Consider the following 25,588-nt stretch of genomic DNA (forward strand, 5'->3'; position numbering starts at 1 on the left):
TGTGGCGCGAAGAAGGCATACGTCTTCATGACTTCGTCCAGCCGTGCCCTGGTCGACGCACCGGGTCGGCCTTGGGCTGCACGGCGTCGTCTGCGTCCCGACGACGCCTCGGATTCAGAGACGGGCGTCCGACGGATGCGCGTCGTCAGCCGGTTCCCCGTCACCACCACAGCGGTCCCCAGCGACGCGCTTCCTCTCGCACCTGGGACCAGGGCAGCTCTCCGATCTTGGCTCTGCCGATGACGTTGATGCCCCAGCGCATCGTCAGGTTCGCCCGGAGGGTGTGCAGCCGGTTCTCGAAGAGCATCTTCTCGCTGATCCAGGAGATCGCGTCCAGCTCCGGCTTCCACGCCGCGCCGTAGGCCGCCGCCCCTTCCACGAGGCCGGCGGCGCCGGGGCGGGCCGCGCCGATGCAGCGGTCCAGTTCGACGGCTGCCTCCATGGCGGCATTCACGCCTTGGCCGATGGGAGGGAAGGGTCCGGCGGCGTCGCCCAGCAGCACGGCCCGGCCGCCGTCCAGGCGGGAGCAGGTCAGCTTCTGGCCGATGTGGTAGCAGGTCCGGTCCGCGAAAGCCGTGACGGCCGCGTCACTCGCGAGGTCCAGCACGCGCGGACAGTGTTGCTGCAGGTAGGCCTTGGCCGCCGCGGCCGAGGAGAACGAGAGCGGCCGGCGGGTCCCGATCCCGCAGAACCAGCGCGGCGGGTCCGACTCGTCGTCGCCCGGGATCGCACCGGCGACGCAGAACGGCCGGGTCGCCAGGGCTTGGAGGTAGGTCTCGTCGAGTTGGTCGCTGAGCCGGTCGAGCGCGATCATCGTCAGGTAGTTGGGCAGCGACTTCTTCGTCACTCTGAAGCCCGGGACCTGTCGCCGCATCGCCTCGCGGACCAGAGACCCCGCGCCGTCGGCCCCGACGATGAGGTCGTACTCCCGCGTCACCGGCTCACCGCCCGGCGGAGTGAAGGAGACGGCTCCCGTGAGGACGTCGAGGTCGGTCACCCGACAGCCGAACTCGACATGGACCGCGTCCTTGTGACGATCGGTGATCACCGCGGCGAGTGCACGGAGGATGTCGCCGCGAGAGCCGGTCCATCCCGGTCCCGGCCAGTCCTCCACCATCCGGCCCGCGTACTGGATGCCCCGGAACGGGAGCAGCCGGGCGTCGAAGTGCCCGGTGGCGTCGATGTGCCGCAGCGCCCGCAGGCCGTGTCCGGTGATGTCGATCGTGTAGGAGCGATCGGCATTGAAGCGCGCGGCCAGCTCCGGGTGCGCATCGCGCTCCAGGACCGTCGTCGAGATCCCGCGTCGAGCCAGCGCGATGGCCGCCACCAGCCCGGCGGGGCCGCCTCCGACGATCGCAATGCGCCGGGGGTCTTCGTCGTCCCTGGCCAGGGGCTCGTCGGCAGAGTGGTTCGTCATGGCCGGCTCCCTTCGTCCACCGTGAACTGTGTCGGTGTCAGGCTGGCCCGCTCGGAGTGTCGGCCGCATCGATGACGTGCCTAGTGATGCGGGACTAGCCTGGCCGGGTGCTGCTCGGCCGCAGGCCGGAGCGCATCCGCCTCGATGGCCTGCTCGCGGGTGCGCGGGCGTCGCACAGCCAGGTGCTGGTCGTCCGTGGAGAGCCGGGGGTCGGGAAGTCGGCGCTGTTGTCGTGGGCGGCGCGTCAGGTGGCGCCCGCCCGCTGCCTGCGGGCCGCCGGTGTCGAATCCGAGGTCGACCTGCCCTTCGCGGTGCTGCACCAGATGTTCCTCCCCGGTGAGTGATCGGCTCGACTCGCTGCCCCCGGTGCAGGCCGACGCCCTGCGCGGGGCGCTGGGCCTGGGGCCCGGCCACGGCGGCGACCGCTTCCTCGTGGGGGCCGGTGTGCTGTCGCTGCTGGCCGAGATCGCGGCGGACAGCGGCGTGGTCTGCCTGCTCGACGACGCTCAGTGGGCGGATCCGGCGTCGGTGGATGCCCTGGTGTTCGCCGCGCGGCGGCTCGAGGCCGAAGGAGTCGTGCTCGTGATCGCCACCCGCGCCGGCGGAGAGGACGCCTTCGACGCCGCGGGTCTGCCGGAGCTCGTGCTCGGTGGCCTGGACCTGGAGGCCGCAGCAGCCCTGGTCGCCGAGCGGGCACCGACGGCGGCCGAGGAGGTGCGCCGGCGGTTGGTCGAGGGCACCGGCGGGAATCCGCTCGCGCTCGTCGAGCTACCCGGGGTGCTTACCGAGGCGCAGCTGGCGGGGCTGGAGTCGCTTCCCGACCCGCTGCCTGTCGGGGCCGGCCTCCAGCGCGTGTTCGCGGACCTGGCAGCGCGGCTGCCGGAGCCCACCCGTCGGCTGCTGGTCCTGGCGGCTGCTGACGACACCGGGCGGCTGGACGTCATCGCTCGTGCGGCGGCCGCACGGGACCTCGACCTCGCTGACCTCGATCCCGCGGAGGCGAGCGGCCTGATCCGGATCGTCAGCGACCGGGTGGAGTTCCGTCATCCGCTGGTCCGCTCGGCGGTGTACCAGGATGCGGGTTTCCCTGGCCGGCAGGCAGCACACCGTGGGCTGGCGGCGGTCCTCGACGGCGACGAGGACGTCGACCGCCGGGCCTGGCACCTGGCGGCGGGCGCGGTGGGCCCCGACGAGGCTGTCGCGGACCTGTTGGAGAGTTCGGCGCAGCGGGCGAGAACCCGCGCCGGCCCCGCCGCGGCCGCGGCCGCGCTCTACCGGGCTGCGACGCTCACCGCGGTGCCCGACCGGCGCGGCCGTCGGCTGGTGGCTGCAGCCGAGGCCACCTGGATCGCCGGTCGCCCGGCTCGCGCGGTGCAACTGCTGGACGAGGGAGAACTGCTCATCCAGGCACCGGAGCAGCGGGCTGCCCTCCGCGGCTTGCGCGGCCTCATCGAGCTGAGCGGCGGATCACCGGAGATCGCCTACCCACTCCTGGTCGCCGCGGCGCTGGAAGCTGGTGACCGGCCTGCTGCCGTGGCTCACCTCGCGCTCGCCGGCGAGGCCGCCTCGCTCGCGGGCGGTGAGCGGGCCGTCCAGCTCGGCCGCCTGGTCCGGCAGGTCGTGCCCGGGGACGCCGGCGAGAACCAGCCGGTCATCGACCTGCTGACAGGGGTGGCAGAGCTGTCCACGGGGGACTGGCAGGACGGCGCCGTCCGGCTGCGCCGGGTCATGAGCCACGCCCGAGGGGCCGAGGACCCCCTGATGCTGCTCCGTGCGGGTCAGGCGGCGCTGCTCATCGGTGACGAGGTTGCTGCCCGCCGGTTCTATCAGCGGGCGGAGGCGATCGTCCGCCGGACCGGAGCGATCGGGCTGCTGGCCACGACGCTCAACCGGCTCGCCTTCTCCTACGTCCAGTCGGGGTTGCTCGGCGACGCGGAGGTGACGTGCCAGGAGGGCGTGCGGCTCGCCGGCGAGCTGCGCCAGCAGTCGGCCACCGCCGACGTCGTGCTCGCTCTGATCGCAGCGTGGCGTGGGGACGAGGAGACCTGCCGGCGGTGCGTCCGGGGGGCCGAGACGCAGGCGGAGGCGCGCCGGCTGGGTGCCGTGTGGGCCGGCGCTGCCTGGGCGCTCGGTCTGCTGGAGCTCGGTCTCGGTCGGCCTGATGACGCGTTCGCGAGGTTGGCCCCGGTCGTGGCCGGCCGGGGACTGAGCCATCCGGGAGTGGCGCTGTGGGCGACGCCGGACCTGGTCGAGGCGGCGGCGCGGGCCGGACACCACGAAGAAGGACGCGCTGCCCTGCAGAGATTCGGTGCCTGGGCTCGGCGCGCCGGGACGCCGTGGGGAATCGCGCTCGCCCGCCGGGGCGCGGCGCAGTTGGCAGGAGGTGATCCCGTGGCCTACGAGGAGGCGCTGGAACAGCACGAGGCAGCCACTCGGCCGCTCGATGAGGCGCGGACCCGGCTGTCCTATGGCGAATCGCTGCGGCGGCGGCGCCGCAGGGTCGACGCGCGACTCGCGCTGCGGGCTGCGGCGGAGGCCTTCGACCGCGCCGGGGCGGCACCGTGGGCCGACCGGGCGCGCGCGGAACTTCGCGCCACGGGGGAGACCCTCGGTCCGCGGCAGGCCACCGAATGGGACCGGCTCACGCCGCAGGAGTTGCAGATCGCCCGGCTGGCCGTGGGCGGTGCGTCGAACCCCGAGATCGCAACGCAGCTCTTCCTGTCCCGGAAGACCGTGGAATACCACCTGCACAAGGTGTTCACCAAGCTCGGCGTCGGCGGCCGGGGCGAGCTGGCCCGCTCGACCAACCTCTCCGGTCGGTACAACTAGCCGGCTTCCGCGGGGGACTCGGGCACCCCCTCTGGCGCGATTGCCCGCCGGACGGTGTCCAAGCGGATCCTGGGAACCCGACGCAGCCACCATGGTCGGTCTCCTTCCGGGAAGATCACGACGCCGTACGACGACTGAGTCGCTCGCGAAGACGACCCCGTCGGGCGCTGCCGCCGACGAGCGGCAGCTCTCACCCGGCTCGTGCCTCGTCGAGACTCTCCGGAGGATCTGCGCAACGAGGCATCAGACCCTTGTGGCGCATGGGCAGCGGGAGGATCGTTCACCCGGCAGCGCCCGGCCACCCAGTGGACGTCCCCGGCCCGAGCGGCGCTCGCCAATCTGAAGACGGATCGACTGCCCGGAGCGGTCTGGCCGCACGAGGCGCACCTGCCTGCGTAGCCATGTCAAGCGGCCCGTGATGCGTTCGTGGCCCCAGCGTTGGGTGACGACCGTGGAAGGAGGACGGGATGCATGGGAGCTCTTCGTCGAGGCGGAGGTTGCGAGCACCGGAGGTGGCGCGATGACGGCGCTGTCGCAGGCGGCCATCCCTCAACCCAAGCCCAGACCCCTGTTGGGAAACGTGCCGGATCTCGATCCGAGCGGACCCGTGCAGGGCTTCATGCGGCTGGCGCGGGAGTACGGCCCGATCTACAAGCTGGACCTCCCCTCCGGCACCATGGTCGTCGTCAGCGGTCAACCGTTGGTCGACGAGCTCTGCGATGAGCGCCGGTTCGAGAAGGCGCTGCACCCCCCGCTGTTGCAGACCCGAGACCTGGTCGCCGACGCGCTGTTCACCGCCGAGACCAGCGAGGAGAACTGGGGGATCGCTCACCGGATCCTCATGCCGGCGTTCGGTCCGGCTGCGCTGCGGTCGATGTTCCCCGGCATGGTCGACGTCGCCGAACAGTTGATGCTGAAGTGGGAACGCCAAGGCCCGGGCGTGCGGATCGACCTGGCCGACAACGCCACCCGGCTGACGCTGGACACGATCGCACTGTGCTCGTTCACGCACCGGTTCAACAGCCTCTACAGCGACGAGATGAACCCGTTCGTGGCGGCGATGGTCAGGCGCCTGGAGGAGTCGGGGGCGCGCACCCGGCGGCCCGCGCTGCAGACCCGGTTGATGGTGTTGCGCAACAGGCAGTACGACGAGGACAAGCGGGTCATGTACGCCGTAGCGGACCAGCTCATCGAGGACCGCAGGCGAAATCCGCCGTCCGCCGCAGCACGCGACGTACTCGACACACTGCTCACCGCCACCGATCCGCAGACCGGCCGGCGGCTCAGCGACGAGAACATGCGCTACCAGCTGATCACTTTCCTGGTGGCCGGACATGAGACCACGAGCGGGCTCCTGACGTTCACGCTGTACGAGCTGATGCGCCATCCCGAGGTCGTCACTAGAGCGCGCGAGCTCGTCGAGGCGGTGCTCGGCAAGACGGCCCCCCGGTTCGAGCATCTCGCCCAGTTGGGGTACCTCGACCAGATCCTCAAGGAGACGTTGCGGCTGTGGCCGACCGCTCCCGGTTTCGCAGTGCGGCCGTACGACCAGGAGACGACCCTCGGCGGCCGCTATCCGGTGCGTCGGGACGACGTCCTGCTCGTCCTGAGTCCGATCCTGCACCGCGACCCTGCCGTGTGGGACGACCCGGAGCGGTTCGATCCTGACCGGTTCGAGTTCGAACGCGCGCAGCAGCTGCCCCGCAACTCCTGGAAGCCGTTCGGCAACGGTGCCCGCGCCTGCATCGGTCGCGGCTTTGCGCTGCAGGAAGCCACCTTGTTCCTGGCGATGCTCCTGCAGCGCTTCGATGTGTCCGCCGCGGACGCCAACTATCAGCTCCGCATCCACGAGACGCTGACGATCAAGCCGGAGGGCTTCTTCATCCAGGTCCGGCGGCGACCCACGCGCATCTCGGACGGCAGGGCGGCGGACGGGGCGGTGGCGGCGCAGGTGGCCACGGTACCTGCCCTGCACGCCGCCAACGGGATCCCTGTGAGCGTTCTGTACGGCTCGAACGCCGGGAGCTCCGAGGCATTCGCGCAACGCATCGCCAACGACGCCCGCCAGCGGGGATACACCTCCACGCTTTCCACCCTGGACAGTTCGGCCGGGCACCTGCCGACAGAAGGGGCGGTGGTGATCGTCACCGCCTCGTACGAGGGGCTGCCGCCGGACAACGCGCGCAAGTTCGTCTCGTGGACCGAAGGTCTGACCGATCGGGCGCTCTCTGGGGTGCGCTACGCGGTGTTCGGCTGCGGCAACGCTGACTGGGCGCGCACGTACCAGGCGGTTCCGAAAGAGATCGACGCCCGGCTGGCGGGCGCCGGCGCCCAGCGTCTGGTGCAGCGCGGCGAGGCCAACGCGCGCGGTGACTTCTTCGGCGACTTCGAGACCTGGTACGAGCAGTTCTGGGCACGCGTGGGCGAGCAGTTCGGCCACGCTGACGTCGCGTCGCCGACCGGGCCGCTGCTCGAGGTGTCACTCCGTGGGGCGACCCGTGATCCTTTGCTTCGGCAGAACCAGCTCGCCCTCGGCACCATCGTGGCCAACCGGGAGCTGGTCAACATGTCCGCGCCGGAGGCCCGGTCGAAGCGCCACATCGAGATCGCCCTGCCGGCCGGGACGCGTTACACCGCTGGGGACTATCTCGCGGTGCTGCCGCTCAATCCGGCGTCGGTGGTCGATCGCGCGCTGGCCCGGTTCGATCTGGCCTACGACGCTCAGGCCGTGATCAGCATGGGCTCCAGTGGGCAGACGTACCTGCCCACCGACCAGCCGATCACCGTGGGAGAACTGCTGTCGAGCTACGTCGAACTCTCCCAGCCTGCCAGCCGACGGCAGGTCGGGCAGCTCGCCGGTAGCGCCCAGTCGGCCGACAGGGAGTACCTGCAGGCGCTCACGGCCGACGCGGCCTATCAGGCGGAGATCCTCGACAAGCGGGTCAGCGTGCTCGACCTGCTGGAGCGCTACCCGACGCTCGAGGTGCCGCTCGCGAGCTTCCTGCAAATGCTCACGCCGATGATTCCGCGGCAGTACTCGATCTCTTCCTCCCCGCTGTGGAGCGAGGATCACGTGACGCTGACGGTTGCCGTCCTGAGGGCACCTGCCTGGTCCGGCAACGGCACCTACGAGGGGGCAGCATCGACCTACCTGGCCCACGCTCGACCGGGCACCAAGGTCGCCGCCACGGTGCGGCCCTCCAGCTCCGGCTTCCATCCGCCCGCATCCCTGGCCGTGCCGATGGTGATGGTCTGCGCCGGCACCGGGGTGGGCCCATTCCGCGGGTTCCTGCAGGAACGGGCCCTGCGCGCGGAGGAGGAGGGCATCGTGCCCGCCCCGTCGCTGTTGTTCTTCGGCTGCGACCATCCGGACGTCGACTACCTGTATCGCGACGAGTTCGAACAGTGGGAGCAGTTGGGCGTCGTGTCCGTGAGACCGGCCTTCTCCGGCGTGAACGGCGACAGCCGGTACGTGCAGGACCGGCTGTGGGCCGATCGCTCCGACGTCGTCGACTGCATCCGTGGCGGTGGCTACTTCTACGTGTGCGGGGACGGCCGCCGCATGGCACCCGCCGTCCACGACGCGTGCGCCCAGATCTACCGGGGCGTCACAGGGGTCACGGCCGAGGAAGCCGACGCCTGGCTGACCGCGGTGCAGCGCGAGCGCACTCGGTACGTCACCGACGTTTTCGCGTGACGGCGTCCACGCCCGGGGTTGCCGGTCACCCCGGGCGAGGCCACGCGACGCCGCGCAAGGCGAACGCGCCGGAGTCCCGCTCGTGGACGGCCACTTCCACGTCCGCCACGACAGGATCCACATCGACGGCAAGCTGACCCCGCGACACCACGGTCGAGTCCACCACAACGAACTGTGCCGGCGATACACCGGAACACCGGTCCACGTCCTTCTGGATTCCGGACCGGTTCGGGTTGCGGCGTGGCGCATCGTTGTTCACGCGCGGACGCCGCCGATGAGCGCGACCGCCGTCCCGGCCTAGAGCGGGCACGCGCGCGGAGTCCTCCTGGCGGGTGCCCGCCTCGTGGCCGAGCCGGCGGCCCTCCTCTCTAGCGGTTCGCGATCCCCCCGTTCCGGGCGAGTCGGAGCGTGCCGGAGGAGCTGCCGACGGCGCGGAGGTGCTCGGCGATGTCGCACCGCCGACGGACGAACCGGAGGGCTCCACCACCCACCGCCTTGACGGCGAACGGGCACCCGGGCCGGTCGAGGAGAACCCGGTCCCCAGCGGCCGATCCGGCCGAGTCCGTCCTCGGCTGCTGCAGCGACTGCAGGACTGACCGGTGCGTCTCCCGGAACCGTCCGACGGCTCGGCGGAACGCGCTGTCTGCGGGATTCTCGGCCTCGAGGTCCTCGACGAAGGCAGGCGGGTCCGTCGCCAGGAGGACGTCGTTCCAGCAGTCGTCGAGAACCAGCGTGCCTCCGCTGAACACCGACACGCCGACGGGTTCGGGCCCGTTCTCTCCCCAGATCTCCTCCTGGACGACGTACTCGTAGGCGTAGTGCAGATAGCGCTCGGTCACCGCCCCGGTGTCGACCCCGCTCTTGGTGGCGTCGGCGTCGCGGATCGCCGTGGTGAGCGTTGGCGTCAGCAGGCGGATCCCGGGGCCGGCCGGGATGCGCAGCGCATCCGCATAGTTGGCCACGAGCGCGGCCTGGGCACCGACGCCCAGCTCGTCCCAGTGCTGGAAGTTCAGCCCGATCCCGGGCGGCGTGAACACCAGTTGCGGGTCCCACAGACCGCGCCGCTCGAAGATCCGCTGGGCGATGTCACGGGACAGCGCGTCGTTCGGGAAGAGCCGCTGGTCGGCCTCGTAGACCATGCGGGCGAGCACCGGCATCGTGACGCCCGTGGGCGGAGCGTAGGACAGGGCACGCAGCGTCATCCGCCGCAGCCGCCGGGTCGCGGTGACCACCGCCTGCTTGAACGCCTCGAAGTCCCGCCGTCCTCCAGGGTCGGGGTAGTCGGCCTCCAGGACGGCGTCGACCAGCTCCACGAGGATGTCGTAGACGGCGGCCGTCCACACCGTCGACCGGGCGTGCGGTTCCTTGGCGGCGTCCTCGTAGGACGGTCCTTCCAGCGCGGATCGCAGGTAGGCGGTCCCGCTGCCGCGCAGACCGATCCCGAACTCCTCGGCGAGGCCGCTGACGAGAGTCGGTCGCCGCATGTCCCCGCCGGAGTCCGCGAAGATGCGCTCGACCACGGGTGGGTGTTCCAGCGCGGAGAACAGCGCCAGCAGGTCGCCCAGGGACTCGTGCAGCGCCGCGGCGTCCAGTTCCACGGAGTAGAGGAACAACGGGCGGAAGGAGTCGAAGACGGCATGCCCCAGCTCGTGCGCCACGATGTCGTGGGAGAGGCACGTCCACACCGTGGCCGACCGGATGGGGGAGCGGAAGTAGCCGAAGTTGAGCGACGGTGACATCCCGTCGTAATAGGCGTTGGCCCCTTCGAAGGCGTGCGGCCGGATCACCAGGGGCCCACCGTGGCGCCAGCGGATCTGCCGGCCCAGCGCCTCCTCGAACGCCCGGAGGGTGTGACCGGCGACGGCGAAGGCGTTCACCTGGTGGAACTGCGCGTTCTCGAGGAGGGGGCGTTCCGCCGGTGCCCTGTTGAACTCGCCGTACGTCAGCATGATGCCGGGGTCGGACCAGTCCGCGGAGTCGAAGACGGGGTTGTCCGCCTCGTCGGCGTCGCGGATCACGAACTTGCTGGAGCCGGTACCGAGCAGGTAGTCCGTGTCGAGCGGGAACGGCCAGTCCTCGTGCAGGAGGTCGCCGCCGGCGTCCCGGAAGGAAGGGTCCTGCAACAGCATGGCCATCGGCTTGGTCGCCTTGTGCTCGATCATCTCGATCTCATCTCAGCTGGACACGTGCAGTGGGAAGATGGGGCGCCCGAAGAAGGGTCTGGGTCGGGCGTCACCGAGCCGATATCGCGGCAGCACAGCGGGGCATGAGCAGGTGGATGCCGACCGATGCGTGGGCGTGCGTCCTGTGTGGCGGGACCGCCCGGTGCGGGGCGTCGACGGGGGACCTGGTGACGGGGTCCGGACTCGGCGACGACCGGGCGTGGTCCGACCGGGGGACCTCGCGTCCGTTGGTGATATCCGGGATCCGTCGTCGCGTGGGCGGACTGCCGGCGCCTCACCGCGGCGCATGCGCCGCGCTGCTGGGCGGCTGATTCCGGGGCGCGGAGCATCGCGCCGTTGTCGCGCGGCCTCGTTGACCGTGAAAGGGCAAGCACCTCGGGCTCCTGACCAGCAGAAACGTAGACGATGCTGTGTTCGAGGGGGATGTGGACACCGTGACATGGGAGCCGCCCACCAGCGACCTCCCTGGTGGGGGAGGAGCGCCGTCTGCGCGGCTTCAGGACATGAATGGAACCTAGCGGTGCGTCGACAGGATGCTGGTGAGGCGATCTGGTGCCCTGTTGTCTGCCCGATCGGACGCGTCTCTGCCGGCCCCGGCGGCCGCGCGAGCCGTGCGGCGGCGCTGGGCGAGCGCGATCGCAACGGCAGGGATGAGGGGGCTGACGGTGCCCACCAGTTCCTGATCGGTGGCCCACGGGCGCCGAACGGGAGCCGAACCGCTGCTCCACCGCCGCCGGCCGGGACAGCGGACGCTGCCACCGGCCCTCCCATCCGCTCCGCCGTGGCCGGCCCCGCTGTCGGCTGCCCCGCGGCAGGGCGCCCACCGGGATCGGGGACGTCTCGTCCGGAGACCCGAGTCGGCTCAGTCCGGCCAGTCGGCTGCGGTCATGCCGTCCGGATGGCCTGCCGGCCACTGGACCAGCTCGATCCGGTTGCCGTCGGGATCGGTGATCACCGCCGTGCGGAAGTCGTCCGAGCCGTCCGGCGAGGACGGTGCCTCCGCCCGGATGCTCTGCGCGGCCAACGCGGTGACGGTGGCGTGCATGGACTCCACCGTGATGACGAAGTGGCTGAGGCCGGTCCCGCGCGCGACGCCGCGGTCGGGGTCGTGGACGAGCTCGATGCTGACGACGTCGTCGTCCGGGAGCTTGAGCATGGTCAGGTGCCCGATCCCGGTCTCCGGCACGCTTCCGACCACCTCGTAGCCGACCGCCGTGTAGAAGGCCAGCGACCGCTCCAGATCCGCCACATGGAGACCGAAGTGCAGGGTCCTCACGGTCTGGCTCCTCTCATCGGCGGCCGCGCCGCGTCAGACGACGGGTAGGACCAGTGCCGGACCCGGGACTCATCGGCCAGGAGCGAGCGCCACCCCGTGGCGGACGCCCGGCAGAGCACGACGGCTCCGCGATCGAGGCGGGTCAGGCTCGGATGATCCGTTGCTCGATGGCCTTGGCGACCGCGCCGGCGCGGCTCTCCACGGCGAGTTTGGTGTAGATGTGCGCGAGGTGGGATTTGACGGTCGCCTCGCTGACGAGCAGCCGCCGCGCCATCTCCTTGTTGGCCAGGCCGTCGGCCAGCAGTCCGAGGATCTGCACCTCCCGTTCGGTGAGTGCGGGCTCGGGGGAGTTGACCCGGCGCACCAGCAGCGCGGCCACGTCGGAGGCGAGGACCGTCTCGCCGCGTGCCACGGCGCGGATTCCGCGGAACAGCTCGTCGGGCGGGGCGTCCTTGAGCAGGTAGCCGGAGGCGCCCGCGTCGAGGGCGGTGCGGATGTCGGTCTCGGTGACGTAGGTCGTCAGGATCAGGACCCGCGGTGGCTGGGGGAGGTTCCGCAGCAGCGCGGTGGTGGCGGCTCCGCCCGGGCCCGCGCCGAGGTTCAGGTCCATCAGCACGACGTCGGGTCGGGTGCGCCGCACCACGTCCTCGGCGGCGGCGGCGTCGCGCGCCTCGCCGACGACGTCCAGGTCGGCCTGGCTCTCCACGAGGGCTCGCAGGCCGGCGCGCACCACGGGGTGGTCGTCGACGAGCACGAGGCACAGGCCGGGCTCAGTGGCGTCCATCGGGGCTTCCCAGCGGGATGGTGAAGGCGAGCGCCGTGCCCTCGCCCGGCGCTGTCTCGACCGTCAGCGTGCCGCCGAACTGCTCGGCGCGGTCGCGGATGCCGGGCAGTCCCCGTCCGCGGGGGCCGGCGGCGGTCGCGCGGCGAGGGTCGAACCCGGATCCGTCGTCGCGCACGTCCAGGGAGACGAGGTCGGGCTGGTAGGTCAAGGACACCGTCGCCGTCCGGGCCGCGGCGTGCTCGACGACGTTGGCCAGGGCGCCGCGTGCCGTCCGCAGGAGCGCGGTGGCAACCTCCACCGGGACGTCGACCGGGATGCCGTCGACGTGCACGTCGGCCCGCACGCCGGTGCCGCGCACAGCGCGTTCGCAGGTGCGGCGCAGCGTGGCGACCAGGGCCGGCGGGCTGCCCGTCGCGCCGAGCTCCGGCGGCGCCAGGTTCCGTACGACGCGGCGCACCTCATCGAGGCCGTCCCGGGCGGTCGAGGCCGCCTGGGCCACGTGGTCCCGTGCGGCGTCCGGTCGGCTGGTCCACGACCGCTCGGCGGCCTGGAGCAGCAGGTTGATGCTCGACAGCGCCTGCGCGACGCTGTCGTGGATCTCGCGGGACAGCCGCGCCCGCTCCGCGAGCACGCCCGCGCGGTGCTGGGCCTCGGCCAGGTTCCCCTGGGCCTCCTGCAGCTCGTTCAGGAGATCCTGCCGGGACGCGGCCTCGCGTTCCAGGGCCCGGTACGCCACGACGGCCAGCCAGGCCACGGAGATCGGACCGGTCACGACCGTGAGGTCCACGTCTCCCTGCATCAGGGTCCATGCGACGACGACGCAGGCGGTCATGAACGCGATCACGGCACCGGCCGCGGCGAAGGGCAGCACCCGCAGGACCACGAAGGACAAGGGCACCGCGAGCCAGGCGAACGACGGCGCCAGCACGACCAGGACGAACCAGATCGCGACCAGCGTCAGGCACCAGATCCACGGCCACGGTCCCGGTGTCCACCGGCCCGACCGCGGCCGGGCCGCGTAGCAGGCGAGCAGCACGGTGGCACCGCCGAGCACTGCAGGGGCCCGATCGCCGAAGCCGTGCCCGTCCACGTAGCGGGCGGCGGACGCGAGGGTGAGGACGACGAGGACGACGTCCAGCCAGACGTCGAGCCGGCTGATGTCGGCGAGGATGCCGCGGACGCCGCGGCGGCGCTCGGGCTTCCGCTCCATGATCCCCCGACGTTACGACCCGCGGCCACGCCCCGGCATCATCCGTTCGGCTATCGCGGGGGGACCGATCGGTCGATGACCGCAGCACCCCGGCACGCGCACCGTGGAGCTCCCACCACACCTCGGGAGTTCCTGTGCGTCGTCTGCTCGTTCCTGCCGCCACCGTCCTCGGCCTCACCCTGCCGGTGCTGGTCGCCGCCGCGCCGTCCGCCGCCGCCTCGGGCGACGGCCCCGGCCGACCGGCGAGCTATCAGCTGGCGGGCGACGCCGGCGGCTCGAAGTTCGAAGGCATCGGAGTGGACCCCCGGGAGCGGACCTTCTACGTCAGCGAGATCACCGGCGGGGAGATCCACCGCGGCGACGTCCGCAGCGGCGCGACCGAGGAGTGGTTGCCCGAGGGAGCCGACGGCCGCAGCACCGCCCGCGGCATCACCACCGACGAGGACGGCCGGATCTACATCGCCGGCGGGCCGAACGGGCTGAACAACGACCGGCCCGACCTGTGGGTCTACGCCCCCGACGGCGCCCTGCTGGCGGCGCTGCGCGTCGACGTCCCCGACGCCTTCCTCAACGACGTGACGATCGGCCCCGACGGCGCGGCGTACTTCACCAACTCCGACGCGCCGCAGGTCTTCCGCGTCGGCGAGGAGCACGGCGAGTGGACGGTCAGCACCTGGGCGGACGCCACCGGGACGATCACCCGGCAGGAGGGCTTCAACCTGGGCGGCATCGTGGTCTCGCCGAACCGCCGGGCGCTGGTCGTCGCCCAGGGGAACGCCGGCCTCCTGTGGCGCTTCGACCTGCGCACCGGGAAGGCGACCCGCATCGACACGGGGGACGCCGACCTGGGAGACGCCGACGGCCTGGTCCTCCACGGCTGCCGACTCACGGTGATCCGCAACTTCAGCCGGGTGCTCACCACTCTGCGACTGGACCCGGACGCCCGGACCGCCGACCTGCTCGGCGGAACGCCCACCGATCCCACCCGGGTGTTCACCACGGGCAAGGAGGCGCGGGGCCGGCTGCTCCTGGTGGACAGCAAGTTCGACGAGCAGGTCGCCGTGCCGCCGTACGAGGTGGTCGCCGTGCCGCTGCCGCGATGAGGGCCGCGTGCTGGGCGGTCCGCGTCGCGGTCGCGCTGTCCGTGGGAACGATCGTCGCGTGCGGGCAGGGGGCCCCGGAGCGGGCGGCCGGCGACCCGACCGGCGCGTCGTCGGAGCCGCCGTCCCAGGCGCCGGCATCCACCACCCCGACCCCGCACCCCCGTTCGGCCGGGCAGCAGCGAGAGCTGGACAACTCCCTTCTCGAAGCCGCCTGGGCGAACGACCTCCCTCGCGCGCGGGAGCTGATCGCCGCCGGGGCCGACGTCGACTTCGAGGACGAGACTCAGCAGAGCGCCTACCTGATCGCCACGAGTGAGGGTCACCGCGAGCTGCTGGAGCTGGCCCTGGCCGCCGGCGCCGATCTCGGCGCCCGGGACAGCTTCGACGGGACGGGGTTGATCCGGGCCGCCGAGCGGGGGCACGCCGACATCGTCGGCCGGCTGCTGCGGAGCGGAATCGCCGTCGACCACGTCAACCGCCCGGGCTTCACCGCCCTCCACGAGGCGATCATCTACGGGGACGGCAGCCGGCGGTACGTCGACACCGTGCGGCTGCTCGTGGCCCGGGGGGCGGACGTCTCGCTGGCCCCGGAACGCGACGGCATCCTCCCGATCCAGCACGCCCGGTCCCGGGGGCAGGACGCCGTCGCAGCAACCCTGCAGGCCGCGATCGACGCCGGCCATCCGGGGGATCCCGACCAGCTGCTGCTGGATGCCGCGGCCGCCGGCGACGCGGACCAGGTGGTCGTCGCGCTGCGGGCCGGGGCCGCCCTCGAGGTGCGTGACGGGAAAGGACGCACGCCGCTCCTGCTGGCGGCCACGCACGATCGGGTGGATGTCGCCCGGCTGCTGGTCGCTCTCGGCGCCGACCCCGACGCGCTCGACCACCGCCACGACACCCCCTGGCTGGTGACCGGCGTGACCGGCAGCGTGCCGATGCTCGAGGTCCTGCTGCCGGCCGGCCCGGACCAGACCGTGCGCAACCGGTTCGGCGGTGTGTCGGTGATACCCGCGGCCGAGCGCGGGCACGTCGAATACGTGCGCCGGGTGGTCCAGACGGGCATCGACGTCAACCACGTGAACGACCCCGGCTGGACCGCCCTGCTCGAGGCGGTCGTGTACGGCGACGGCTCCTGGCGCTACCAGGAAGTCGTCCGGATCCTGCTCGCCGCCGGGGCGGACCCGGCGATCGCGGATGCTCAGGGCAGAACGGCTCTGGAGCACGCCACCGCACGGCAGCAGCAGGAGGTCGCGCTGATCCTGCGCGGGGGCTGACCCAGCGGCCCATGGCAGGGGCTGCGACGACCCCGCCGCCGTCGGCATCCGGGCTCCGGGCTCCAGCTTCCAGTGGCGAACCGTCAGGCCAGCACGTGGGCCGTGCCCGGCTCCGTAACCTGCCGACCCGACACGTCGACGCGGTCGTGAGGCGTCGGTTCAGCGGGACGGCGGGTGCAGCGCCTGGAACTCCTCGATCATGGTCAACATCTGCGCTCCCAACTCGACCGGGTCAGCAGGATGCCGATCGTCGCGTTCGGGTCGACGAAGAAGTCGGTGCCCTGGCCGCCCGACCAGCCGTAGCGGCCGCGTCGTGGTCCCGCGGTCTGCACCGCTACGCCGAAACCCCAGCCCATCCCCTCCCAGAAGCCGGGGAAGAAGCTCTCCGGTGTCTTGTTCCTCTCGGGGACCTGATCACTGGTCATCTCCCGGAGGTGGTCGGCAGAGATGAACGGCTCCCCGTCGATGCGGCCCCCGTCCGCGAGCATCGCGGCGAAGCGGTGGAGGTCACGCGCGGTGGAGACGAGCTCGCCATGGCTGACGTCGAACGGTGGCGGGCCGGCATAGAAGCCGCCGCCGGCAGGCTCGGTCTCGACGAGACCGTCGTCGCCGTGGCGGTAGGCCGCGGGCAACCGGTCGAGCTTGTCCTCTGGGACCCACAGGGCGGTGTCGGACATCCCCAGCGGTCCGAAGAGGTCCTCGGCCAGGTGCTGGCCGAGTGCTTTGCCGGTCAGTCGGGCGAGAAGGATGCCGAGCAGGCCGAACGAATGGTGGTATCGCCAGCCTTCTCCCGGTTGGAAGGCGAGCGGGAGCTCGGTCAGTCGGGTGAGCCACTCCTCCGCACCCAGGGTCGGAGGCTCCGGACCGGCTTCGGTGCCGTTGTCGGCCATCGCCTGCTGCAGGGGGGAGTCGACGAGTGCCATCCCGTAGCCGGAGGCATTCGTCAACAGATGGCGCAGGGTGATGGAGCGGTGCGCGGCTACGGTGTCGTCGAGCGCCGCCGTGGGGCTGGCGAGCACCCGGCGGTCCGCGAGCTCGGGCAGCCACTCCTCGAGATCTTGGTCGAGCCCGAGTCGGCCCGCTTCCACCAGGCGCAGCGCAGCGACGGCGGTGATCGGCTTGGTCATCGACTGGATCCGCATGATCGCGTCCTCGCGCATGGGACCGGCCCCCACAGCGGCCACGCCGGCGGTCACCACCGCCACGTCGCCGGAGCCGAGCAACGCAACCGCGCCCGGCACGGTGCCTGCCTCGACATGACGTCGCAGCAGATCCTCCACCGCGGTGCCCACTCCGAGGACCCTGCCACGGGCGGAACCGGGAGCTCAGAGGTGCGGGCCTGGTGGGCGGAGGAGCCGCTTCTGCCCGGCCGTCCGTGCCACGGCCGGGCGGTGGTGCATGGTGGTGGCGGAGCGCGAGGCGCTCACGCCCGTCGAACTCGCCGCGAACGCGGGGAACGGAGTTCTCTGCCATGCAGCGGCTGCTGATCGTGGTGAATCGTGCCGCGGGAACCACCGACGACGGATCCCTGGAGGCGGCATTGACCGTGCTCCGCTCGGGCGCCGACGTGACCGTGGCCGCGACCGCAAACGCCGAGGAGCTCGCGCGGGCGGTGGCCGGCCGCGGGGACCGGCGGCTGGTGATCGTCGGTGGCGACGGGTCCGTCCACGCCGCGGTCACCGCGCTGAACACGGCGGGCGGCCTCGATGCCGAGGATCCGGTCGGGATCATTCCGCTCGGGACCGGCAACGACTTGGGCCAGGCTCTCGGGCTGCCCCTGGACCCGTCGGAGAGCGCTGCCGTCGTGCTCACCGGCACCCCGCGCCGGCTGGACGTCGTGCGTGACGACGTCGGTGGCGTGGTGGTCAACGCCGTCCACGGCGGCGCCGGCGCCCGGGCCGGGGCCCAGGCGGCTCGCTTCAAGGACCGACTCGGGGCGGCGGCGTATCCGTTGGGGGCTGTCATCGCCGGTGTGAGCACAGCCGGCTGGAACCTTCGGGTGGAGGTCGACGGCCGGGTCGTCGAGCACGAGGCCGCGGGTTGGGCGGCCGATGGGACCACGCGCGTGCTCATGGTCGCCGTCTGCAACGGGCCGACAATCGGCGGCGCGACGCCGCTGGCTCCTGACGCGGTCGTCGACGACGGGCTCGTCGACGTCGTGGTGTCCACCGCGACTGGCCCGTTGGCGCGGGCAGCTTTCGCTGCAGCCTTGCCGAGGGGGGAGCATGTCGAGCGCGACGACGTCCTGGTCGTCCGGGGCCTGGAGGTGGCCGTCACCGGGGGTCCTGTTGATCTCGTAGCGGACGGTGAGCTCGAGGAGGACGTGAACTCGCGGACGTGGTGGGTGCAGCGCCATGCATGGTCGGTGCTCGTGCCGCGCTGACACTGCGGCGCGAAACCTGCACGGCTGCCCGAAGATCAATGTCGGGCGGCACAGGATTCGTCCTCGGGGGCGGGGGAGTGCCCGGCGCGGCCGAGGTCGGCTTGCTGCAGGCGCGCGCGGATACGACGTCCACCCGGACTGACCTGGGACGTCGGCGGGGGTGATCACACGGCGCGCTGGTCGCCGCCGACCCGGCGCCCGGCGCGGGGGATCGATTGCGCGCTGCGGGAGGAGCTGGCCTCCCAGCACGTTCAGATCCGCCAGCGCCCGCCTGGGTGCGGCCGGTGTGCGGGAGCAACAGCGCCTGAATCGACTTCCGGTGGCCGCGCAGCCTCTCCGCGGCAGAGGGGGTGGCCTCAGCGCGGATGGTGATGAGGACCCCTCCTCGCGCAGCTCGAGTCCCGCCGCGATCCGGGTGACGTGCGTCGCGACTCAGGCTCGGCGGCCTGAAGGGGGGACGTCCGACAGTGTCGGGCGTCGGTTCCGTCGGCGACGGCGGGCACACTGCCGACGTGAGGGACGGTGGTGAGGCGACGACCGGGGCTGATCCGGAGTGCGGTACCGCACTGGGCGAGGCTTGCGACGACGGCGGGCCGGAGCAGGGTGCGCCGCTGCTGATTCCTGGCGACACCTGCTGGCGGATCGAGCGGGCCACCCGCTTCGCCATCTTCGTCGACGCGGCGGGCTACTTCGCCACGCTCAAGGGTGCCGTGCTGCGTGCGGAGCGGCGGGTGCTGTTCATCGGCTGGGACTTCGATCCGCGGATCCGGCTGGACCCGCTGAACGGGGGCCGTCCGGGGGACGACCGGCTCGGATCTGTGCTGGAGAAGGCGGTGAAGGCGAACCCACGGCTGGAGATCGGCGTCCTGCAGTGGGATCTCGGCATGCTGCGGGCGCTCGGCCGGGGTCTGAAGCCGATCGTGCTGCTGGACCGGCGCACTCCTGACCGGCTCACCTTTGCCGTCGACACCCACCACCCGGTCGGTGGTGCGCATCACCAGAAGATCGTTGTCATAGACGACTGCCTGGCGTTCGCCGGTGGCATCGACGTCACCGCGGACCGCTGGGACACCTCCGACCACGCCGATGGCAACCCGCACCGACGTCGTCCGGCAGCCGGATGGGTCGAGGGTCGGCTGACCGGGCCGTGGCACGACGCGACCACCATGATGACGGGGCCGGCCGCTCGTGCGGTCGCCGAGCTGGCGCGCGAGCGGTGGGAGAGCGGCACGGGGGAGCGGCTCGAGCCGATTCCCGAGGAGCTGGAGTGCTGGCCCGAGGACGTCGACCCTCTGCTCACCGACGTGGACGTCGCGATCTCCCGCACCCGCCCTGAGTACGGCGGCACGCCCCTTGTCCACGAGGTCGAGCTGCTGTGGCTGGCCGCGATTGCCGCGGCCCGCCGCTCGATCTACGTGGAGAGCCAGTACTTCGCCAGCCGCCGGATCGCCGAGGCCATCGCCGAGCGGCTGCGGGAGCCGGACGGTCCGGACGTCGTCGTGCTCAACCCGTGGACCGCCGACGGCTGGCTGTCGGAGAAGGCGATGGGCACCGCTCGTGCCCGGTTGCTGGAGATCGTCCACGAGGCTGACATCCACGACCGGTTCCGGCTCTACACGCCGGTGACGGAGCGGCGCGAGCACATCTACGTGCACGCCAAGGTGACCGTGATCGACGACCGACTGCTGCGTCTGGGTTCCAGCAACGTGAACAACCGCTCGATGGGCATGGACACCGAGTGCGACCTGGCGATCGAAGCCGTCGAGGGGCGGCCGGGAGCGGATCGAATCGCAGAAGCCATCGTCGGCGTCCGGAACCGCCTGCTCGCCGAGCACCTCGGCTGCGCCCCTGACGACGTCGCGGCTGCGATCGCCCACACCGGCTCGCTCGTGCGGGGCATCGAGCGGCTGCGCCGGCCGACCGGCCGTTCGCTGGTGCCGTTCGACCCGCCCGATCTGGGTCGGGTCGACCGGGCGCTTGTCGAGTCGGAGGTGCTGGACCCGGAGAAGACACCGAACCGGTGGCGCCGGGTCGAGCGGTTCTTCGCCCGGCGTCGGCGGCCGCGGAACCGCGTGCGCTCCTGATTCCGTAGCCCACCCCGTCGCGCCTCCCGGCTCACAACTGATCCGGACATGGCCCGGGCGGGTGAGAGCCTCCGGGGGAGGGCGCCGAGAGCACTGACCGCCCTCGCGCGTCGTCTTGGCGGTCGCGCGGGACTGCGCCTGCGCCGCAACGAGCACCTCACGCGTCCCCGGCATCGTCCTGGGGCAGCGCGGCGGCAGCGCCCTGCGTCATGACCTGGCACATGCAGACGGGCCGCCCGTGGTCGTGGCTACGAGCGGTTCCACTGCGTTGCCGCCGCGCCAGATCCTCGGACAACGAGGTCGTTCCTCGTGCTTCCTTCAGATGGTGTTCGCCGGCGCTTCGCATGCGAACGGGGTGTCGGGGCCATCGCACCGGCGACGTCGTCCTCCTCGTCGGCCTTTGGGTGCGTCGGCCGGTGACCGCCGCCGAGGGCGTCCCGGCCGGACTTGATCGCGTGGCCCCCGACGTCGTCGGCCTCGTCGCGCTCGGCGTCAGCGAACTTGACGCGGATGCCTGGCCCCTCCCCGGGCGGGGCGGGCGGCGATCCCGGCTGCGCGGGGACGCGCGCCAGCCGGCCTGGCCAGCTACAAGGCCGCGCCGAGGAGCCGACCGGCAGGGCAGCGCCGCAGCCGGTGTGACTGTCCGGACCGAGGATGAGGCTCAGCATGGCGACAGCGACAGCGACTGCCGCGAGCCCGACCGCCGCCGCCCACAGCGGCCGCAGTCGGAGGGGCCTGCGGCCGTCCCGCCCGGTGGAACCGGCGTGCGCTGCTCGTCGCGACACATCGGGGCTCCTCGCCGGTGCGCTGGTCCGGACGGCCCTGCGTCACCGGAAGCGTGTCGACGTTCCGCGGGGTGCATCGTCGGCCAGGCGACGGCGCGGATGTCGTCCACCCGACACCGTGACCGCCAGGGCGTCCTGACCGCCGTGGCCGGCCGGTGCGGTGCGGCCGGGTAGGCGATCCTCCCTACGGTCCAGCACGATCAGCGGACCATGGTGTCACCCGACCATCGGAGCGGCTGCAACGGTGCCGAGCGACAGAGGAGAGCTGTGATCGACGTCGATACCGCGCTCGACCGAGCCGGACTGAAGAACAGCCAGGTACGGGAGTACGTCCGGCACTGGGCCGAGCTGACCGGTGCCGAGCGGATCGAGGTGATCAATGCCGAGGACGACGCGCGACTACTTCGCGAGTCGGTCGAGGCCCGGGAGCTCCTCCCCGCGGGCGAGGGCCGCTACTACTCCCGCAGCTACGTCAAGGACACCGCACGCTCCGAGGAGCGCACCGTCGTCGCGACCAGCAACCCCTCCGACAAGGGCGTCTACAACAACTGGCGCCCGGCGTCGGAGATGCGGCCCCTGCTCGAGGAGCGCATGCGCGGCGCGTCGGCCGGCAAGACGATGTACGTCGTCCCCTACCTGATGGCCCCGCCCGGCTCGCCCCTCGAGGCGTTCGCCGCCGGCGTGGAGCTCACCGATGCGCGCACCGTCGTCCTGCACATGATCCGCATGGCGCGGGTGGGCGTGGACCACGTGAACAACCTGGCCGACCAGAACAGCTTCGTCCGGGCCGTGCACGTCACCGGCGATCTGGAGCACCTCGGCCAGGGCACCCCCGACGACCAGCGCTACTTCGTCACCGTCGCCGACGAGCGGACGATCCTGCACTACGGCTCCTCCTACGGCGGCAACGCGCTGCTCGGCAAGATCGCGCACGGCCTGCGCCAGGCCACGTACGACGGGTGGGCGTCGGGCAGCTTCCTGGCTGAGCAGTTCATGCTGCTCGGGATCACCGACAAGGAGACCGGCCGCACGTACCACATCTGCGGTGGGTTCCCGAGCGCGTCCGGCAAGACCAACCTCGCGATGATGCTCGCCCCCGACGCCCTGGGTGACCGGTACACGGTCCATTTCTACGGCGACGACATCGCCTGGCTGTGGGTCGATCCCGAGGACGGCCGGGTCTACGCGATCAACCCCGAGTTCGGTGCCTTCGGCGTCGCCAAGGACACCAACGAGGCCACCAACCCCACCGCCGTCGACGCCATCGCCGAGGGCACCGGCACGATCTTCACCAACGTCGCCTACAACGAGCAGACCCAGGAGGTCTGGTGGGAGGGCAGGACGCCCGAGCCGCCGGCGGACGTCACCGGCTGGCGCGACTGGACCGGCATGCTGATCTCCGAGCGGGCGGCCGGCTCCGAGAGCTCCCCGTGGGCCCACCCGAACAGCCGGTTCACCACCACGCTGGCGAACGTGCCCAACCTCGCGCCCGACTACGAGAACCCCAAGGGCGTCCCGGTCGACGGGATCATCTTCGGTGGCCGCACCCGAGACCGTGAGCCGCTGATCCGCGCTATCTCGGACCTGGCCGAGGGCGTCTACGACGGCCTCACCCTGGGCGCCGAGGCGACCTTCGCCGCCGAGGGCACCGAGGGCGTGCTGCGCTACGACCCCATGTCGATGCGGCCGTTCATGGCCTATCCCGAGGGTGACTACGCGGCCCACTGGCTGAAGATCATCGGAGCCGCCGAGGACCGGCCGATCTTCGCCCACGTCAACTGGTTCCAGAGTGGCGAGGACGGCCGCTTCCTGTGGCCCGGGTACCGCGACAACCTCCGGCCGCTGCTGTGGCTGATGCGACTACGCGACGGGGAGGTCACCGGCACGGCGACCCCGGTCGGAATCGTGCCGACCAAGGAGGAGCTCGAACTCGAGGGCGTCGACGTGCGTCCAGAGGACCTGGACCGGATCCTCGCCATCGACGTCGCCCGCTGGCGGCAGGAGATGGGCTCCCGCGAGGAGCACCTCTCCCAGTTCCCGGGGCTGCCGGAGAAGATCTGGGAGGCGCACCGCCGGGTTGCCGTCGCGCTCGACGTCGACACCTGAGCGTGCGTGCGAAGCGCCACCGCCTCATGCGCGCGGGCCGCCGCGCCGATCTTCGCGACGCCGAGGACTTAGGTCACCGTCTGCGCGGCCTCCTCAGATAGCCGGACGGCGGGGTTCCCCGAAGTCGTCGGCCCGCTCTCAGGCGGCCAACCAGCTGCGCGCACTGCCGGTGACCGCGCCAGCCGAGGTGCGGGAGCAGCTGCGCTCGGCCACCGCGGCCATACCGCGCTCGGCGGTCTACCTCCCCCGCCCGCGTCACCAACCTGGCGGGTCAGTAGTACAGCTAGCTGTTGGAAGTGTGCTCGGCGGGTTCCGGACCGACGAGCCCCCTCTGCGCGTTCCCGGGGCGCGCCGTCGGCCAGCTTGTGATGTGCCGGACTCGGCGCACGGCTTGCCCAGGGAGAGCCGGAGCTGCGTCAGCAGTCGCTTGGCTCAGGACGGCACGAGCCGGGCCTCAACGGGCTGCTCATGCAGTAGCGTCCGCAAAACGGCGACCCGTTTCTGATCCGTTCTAGCAACATCTGGTCGTCTTCGACGATCTCGACCAGCGACCTCTCAGAGTCACACTCGCATCCCACCCACGCAGCTTGGAGTCGAGTTGTCATCACACGAGTGACCGCCAGAGCGCCGCAGCCTTTGGCAGTCTAGGAGGACGCCACCCGAGATTTTGCATGGGAGCAGCCGTCGATGCCATTCTACCGGCGCAGCACCGTTGTTGGCCCGCCTAGCGAGACGTTAGGAGGTGCGGATGATCTTGGGAGGTCCTAGCATGCAGCAGAGCGACATATTGGAAGTCCTCGAGTCCGCCTCGGCGGGGGCCGAGGTGGCCGAGCACGAGTTGGAATTGCCTCGTGTGTTCATAGATGACATCGAGATATATCGACGTCTCTTGAACGACGAAGTCGATGTCATTACGGGCGGCAAGGGGACCGGAAAGAGTGCGATCTACCGCATGATTACGGAGACCCGGGTCTTCGAGGATCTGCACGTTCTCGCCGCCTCCAATCCGACCGGGTCGCCCGAGTTCCGCGCCCTCTTCACTGGTGATGATAGCGAGGAGCGGTTACGCTCCATATGGGTCGTGTACTTTGCGAGCCTCATCGGAAACTTTGTGGTCGAAACGTACGACGGGGTGCCGCCGACAGCGCGGGCCGTCGATGAACTCCGCGAGATCCTTGAACTCATGGGGCTTCGAAAGAGCGACCAGAAGCCATCTCTGCTCGATCGCATTCGGCGTGCGAAGAGCGTCGAAGGCGGCGTGACGGGAGGAGCGGGAGGCTTCGAGCTGGGCATGTCTCTGAAATTCGATCTACCCGAGGAGGAGCCGTCGGCGTCGACGCAGGCAGTTGTGCTCAACTACCCCGATTTCTTCGGGCTCCTGCAGCGGAGCGCAGAGGTCCTAAGCGCTCACGACTTCCGTGTGTGGATTGCCATCGATCGTCTCGACGAATGCTTCACGCGGAACTCGGAAGCCGAGCGACGAGCGCTGCGGGGCTTGATGCGAGCGGTCTTGGACTGCTCGCAGGCGCTTCAGTTCCTTCCGACGGTTCGCGTCAAGGTCTTTCTGCGTACGGACTTGTTCTCTAGGTTTAGCGAGGATGGTGCCTTCACGAACGCTACCCACTTGAGGCGGAATGACATTTCTTGGACCTTCAACTCAATGGCGGACCTCATTGCTCATAGATTGATGGGCAGTGCAGAGTTCTATCGTTGGTACCTCTCCGACGTTTCGCCGCAGGACCGCACCAGAGCGTCATGGGAGGCGCTGCTCCCTGACTTGGGCACCAAGAAGCCGGGCAGGAGGGGTGACCGATACTCGACCTCCCAGACACTTTGCATCTGGTCGGCCGATGGTAGTTCCCTATATAACCCTCGCAATCTCATATCTCTGATCAATTTGGCGCTCTTCCGCGCTCGTGAGAACCAGAGGAGAGCGCTGAGTATGGGACGAGCGAATCGGAACACTCATCCGTTGATCGGTAGTGGTGAAGTGCAAGCGGCAATGGGTGAGTTGGGGCGGCGACGCTTCCAGGATACCGTTACGAATGAGTTCCCATCGGCGAGCGCGCTGGCCGAACGACTCCGAGGCGGCCCGGGGGAATATCCCTCAAAGGGAGAGCTGCTCCAGCGGCTTGGGATCGAAGACGACGACTCTACGGAGGCTCGGGAGGCCCTGAGCGTCCTCCTACTGAGCGGACTTCTAGGTTCAAAGGCTGGCGGTCGCTACTACGTCCCACGCTTGTACCGCTCCGCGGTGTTTACGACCGGTCGCAAGGCACGCACCGGGGGCCCTTCCGAAGAGGTCAACGACGCGGAGAACGACCTTCTTGGCATGTGAGAGTTGAGCCCTCTTGTGATTTGTCGATCGGTCTGGCGGGGAGGAGGCACCGTATGACTCCTATGCGTACAACGTTCCGCTCCAACTCGCGCGCGAGGACCCCCTGCCGCCGCACACCC

Annotated in this window: 16 protein-coding genes; 9 read left to right on the forward strand and 7 right to left on the reverse strand. The window is 71.0% G+C overall.

Annotated features, from left to right (window positions below; translation table 11 throughout):
• Positions 1–160 precede the first annotated feature (160 nt).
• On the reverse strand, positions 161–1,417 hold the full coding sequence (locus E4P39_RS05990) for an NAD(P)/FAD-dependent oxidoreductase (RefSeq protein ID WP_167761646.1): 1,257 nt from the start codon (positions 1,415–1,417) through the stop codon (positions 161–163).
• A gap of 107 nt (positions 1,418–1,524) precedes the next feature.
• On the opposite strand from E4P39_RS05990, the gene E4P39_RS05995 reads away from it, so the two are divergent.
• The 3 genes from E4P39_RS05995 to E4P39_RS06005 all read left to right on the forward strand — a co-directional run bounded on the left by E4P39_RS05995 (position 1,525) and on the right by E4P39_RS06005 (position 7,943).
• Entirely contained in the window at positions 1,525–1,761 is a 237-nt protein-coding gene (locus E4P39_RS05995) for an ATP-binding protein (RefSeq protein WP_135135482.1), read from the forward strand.
• Positions 1,754–4,246, forward strand: a complete 2,493-nt coding sequence (locus E4P39_RS06000; RefSeq protein WP_135135483.1) for a LuxR family transcriptional regulator — start codon at positions 1,754–1,756, stop codon at positions 4,244–4,246. The genes E4P39_RS05995 and E4P39_RS06000 overlap by 8 nt, the downstream gene beginning before the upstream one ends.
• A gap of 520 nt (positions 4,247–4,766) precedes the next feature.
• Positions 4,767–7,943 carry a cytochrome P450 gene (locus E4P39_RS06005; RefSeq protein ID WP_135135484.1) on the forward strand — a complete coding sequence of 1,059 codons (3,177 nt, stop codon included), beginning with the start codon at positions 4,767–4,769 and terminating at the stop codon, positions 7,941–7,943.
• Positions 7,944–7,968: 25 nt separating this feature from the next.
• Here the strand turns inward: E4P39_RS06005 and E4P39_RS06010 are convergent, their stop codons facing one another.
• From E4P39_RS06010 to E4P39_RS06030, 5 genes are all read right to left on the reverse strand, one after another.
• Complete coding sequence (locus E4P39_RS06010) at positions 7,969–8,202, reverse strand: hypothetical protein (RefSeq protein WP_135135485.1); 234 nt, start codon at positions 8,200–8,202, stop codon at positions 7,969–7,971.
• A gap of 109 nt (positions 8,203–8,311) precedes the next feature.
• On the reverse strand, positions 8,312–10,105 hold the full coding sequence (locus E4P39_RS06015) for a hypothetical protein (RefSeq protein WP_135135486.1): 1,794 nt from the start codon (positions 10,103–10,105) through the stop codon (positions 8,312–8,314).
• 883 nt (positions 10,106–10,988) lie between these two features.
• Positions 10,989–11,402, reverse strand: a complete 414-nt coding sequence (locus E4P39_RS06020) for a VOC family protein (RefSeq protein ID WP_135135487.1) — start codon at positions 11,400–11,402, stop codon at positions 10,989–10,991.
• A 142-nt stretch (positions 11,403–11,544) separates the two neighbouring features.
• Complete coding sequence (locus tag E4P39_RS06025; RefSeq protein ID WP_135135488.1) at positions 11,545–12,186, reverse strand: response regulator transcription factor; 642 nt, start codon at positions 12,184–12,186, stop codon at positions 11,545–11,547.
• The gene (locus E4P39_RS06030; protein WP_135135489.1) at positions 12,173–13,396 is read right to left on the reverse strand and encodes a sensor histidine kinase; all 1,224 of its coding nucleotides are present in this window, start codon (positions 13,394–13,396) and stop codon (positions 12,173–12,175) included. Before E4P39_RS06030 ends, E4P39_RS06025 begins: the two co-directional genes overlap by 14 nt.
• A 134-nt stretch (positions 13,397–13,530) precedes the next feature.
• Between E4P39_RS06030 and E4P39_RS06035 the strand changes: the two genes are divergently transcribed.
• Positions 13,531–14,499, forward strand: coding sequence for an SMP-30/gluconolactonase/LRE family protein (locus E4P39_RS06035; protein ID WP_209306374.1), 969 nt, complete (start codon positions 13,531–13,533; stop codon positions 14,497–14,499).
• Positions 14,496–15,773, forward strand: a complete 1,278-nt coding sequence (locus E4P39_RS06040) for an ankyrin repeat domain-containing protein (protein ID WP_135135490.1) — start codon at positions 14,496–14,498, stop codon at positions 15,771–15,773. Before E4P39_RS06035 ends, E4P39_RS06040 begins: the two co-directional genes overlap by 4 nt.
• Positions 15,774–15,976: 203 nt before the next feature.
• Here the strand turns inward: E4P39_RS06040 and E4P39_RS06045 are convergent, their stop codons facing one another.
• Positions 15,977–17,065 carry a serine hydrolase domain-containing protein gene (locus E4P39_RS06045; RefSeq protein WP_209306375.1) on the reverse strand — a complete coding sequence of 363 codons (1,089 nt, stop codon included), beginning with the start codon at positions 17,063–17,065 and terminating at the stop codon, positions 15,977–15,979.
• 179 nt (positions 17,066–17,244) lie between these two features.
• Here E4P39_RS06045 and E4P39_RS06050 point away from each other — a divergent pair, with 179 nt between their 5' ends.
• From E4P39_RS06050 to E4P39_RS06065, 4 genes are all read left to right on the forward strand, one after another.
• Positions 17,245–18,156: a diacylglycerol kinase family protein gene (locus tag E4P39_RS06050; protein WP_135135491.1), complete on the forward strand. Its 912-nt coding sequence runs from the start codon at positions 17,245–17,247 to the stop codon at positions 18,154–18,156.
• Positions 18,157–18,668: 512 nt separating this feature from the next.
• Positions 18,669–20,240, forward strand: coding sequence for a phospholipase D-like domain-containing protein (locus E4P39_RS06055; RefSeq protein WP_135135492.1), 1,572 nt, complete (start codon positions 18,669–18,671; stop codon positions 20,238–20,240).
• A gap of 1,052 nt (positions 20,241–21,292) precedes the next feature.
• Positions 21,293–23,131: a phosphoenolpyruvate carboxykinase (GTP) gene (locus E4P39_RS06060; RefSeq protein WP_135135493.1), complete on the forward strand. Its 1,839-nt coding sequence runs from the start codon at positions 21,293–21,295 to the stop codon at positions 23,129–23,131.
• A 769-nt stretch (positions 23,132–23,900) separates the two neighbouring features.
• Positions 23,901–25,469 (forward strand): hypothetical protein, encoded by a 1,569-nt coding sequence (locus E4P39_RS06065; protein ID WP_135135494.1) that lies wholly within the window; start codon positions 23,901–23,903, stop codon positions 25,467–25,469.
• The last annotated feature ends 119 nt before the right edge of the window (positions 25,470–25,588 follow it).

The sequence above is a fragment of the Blastococcus sp. CT_GayMR19 genome (assembly GCF_004570385.1).
GTDB lineage: Bacteria > Actinomycetota > Actinomycetes > Mycobacteriales > Geodermatophilaceae > Blastococcus_B.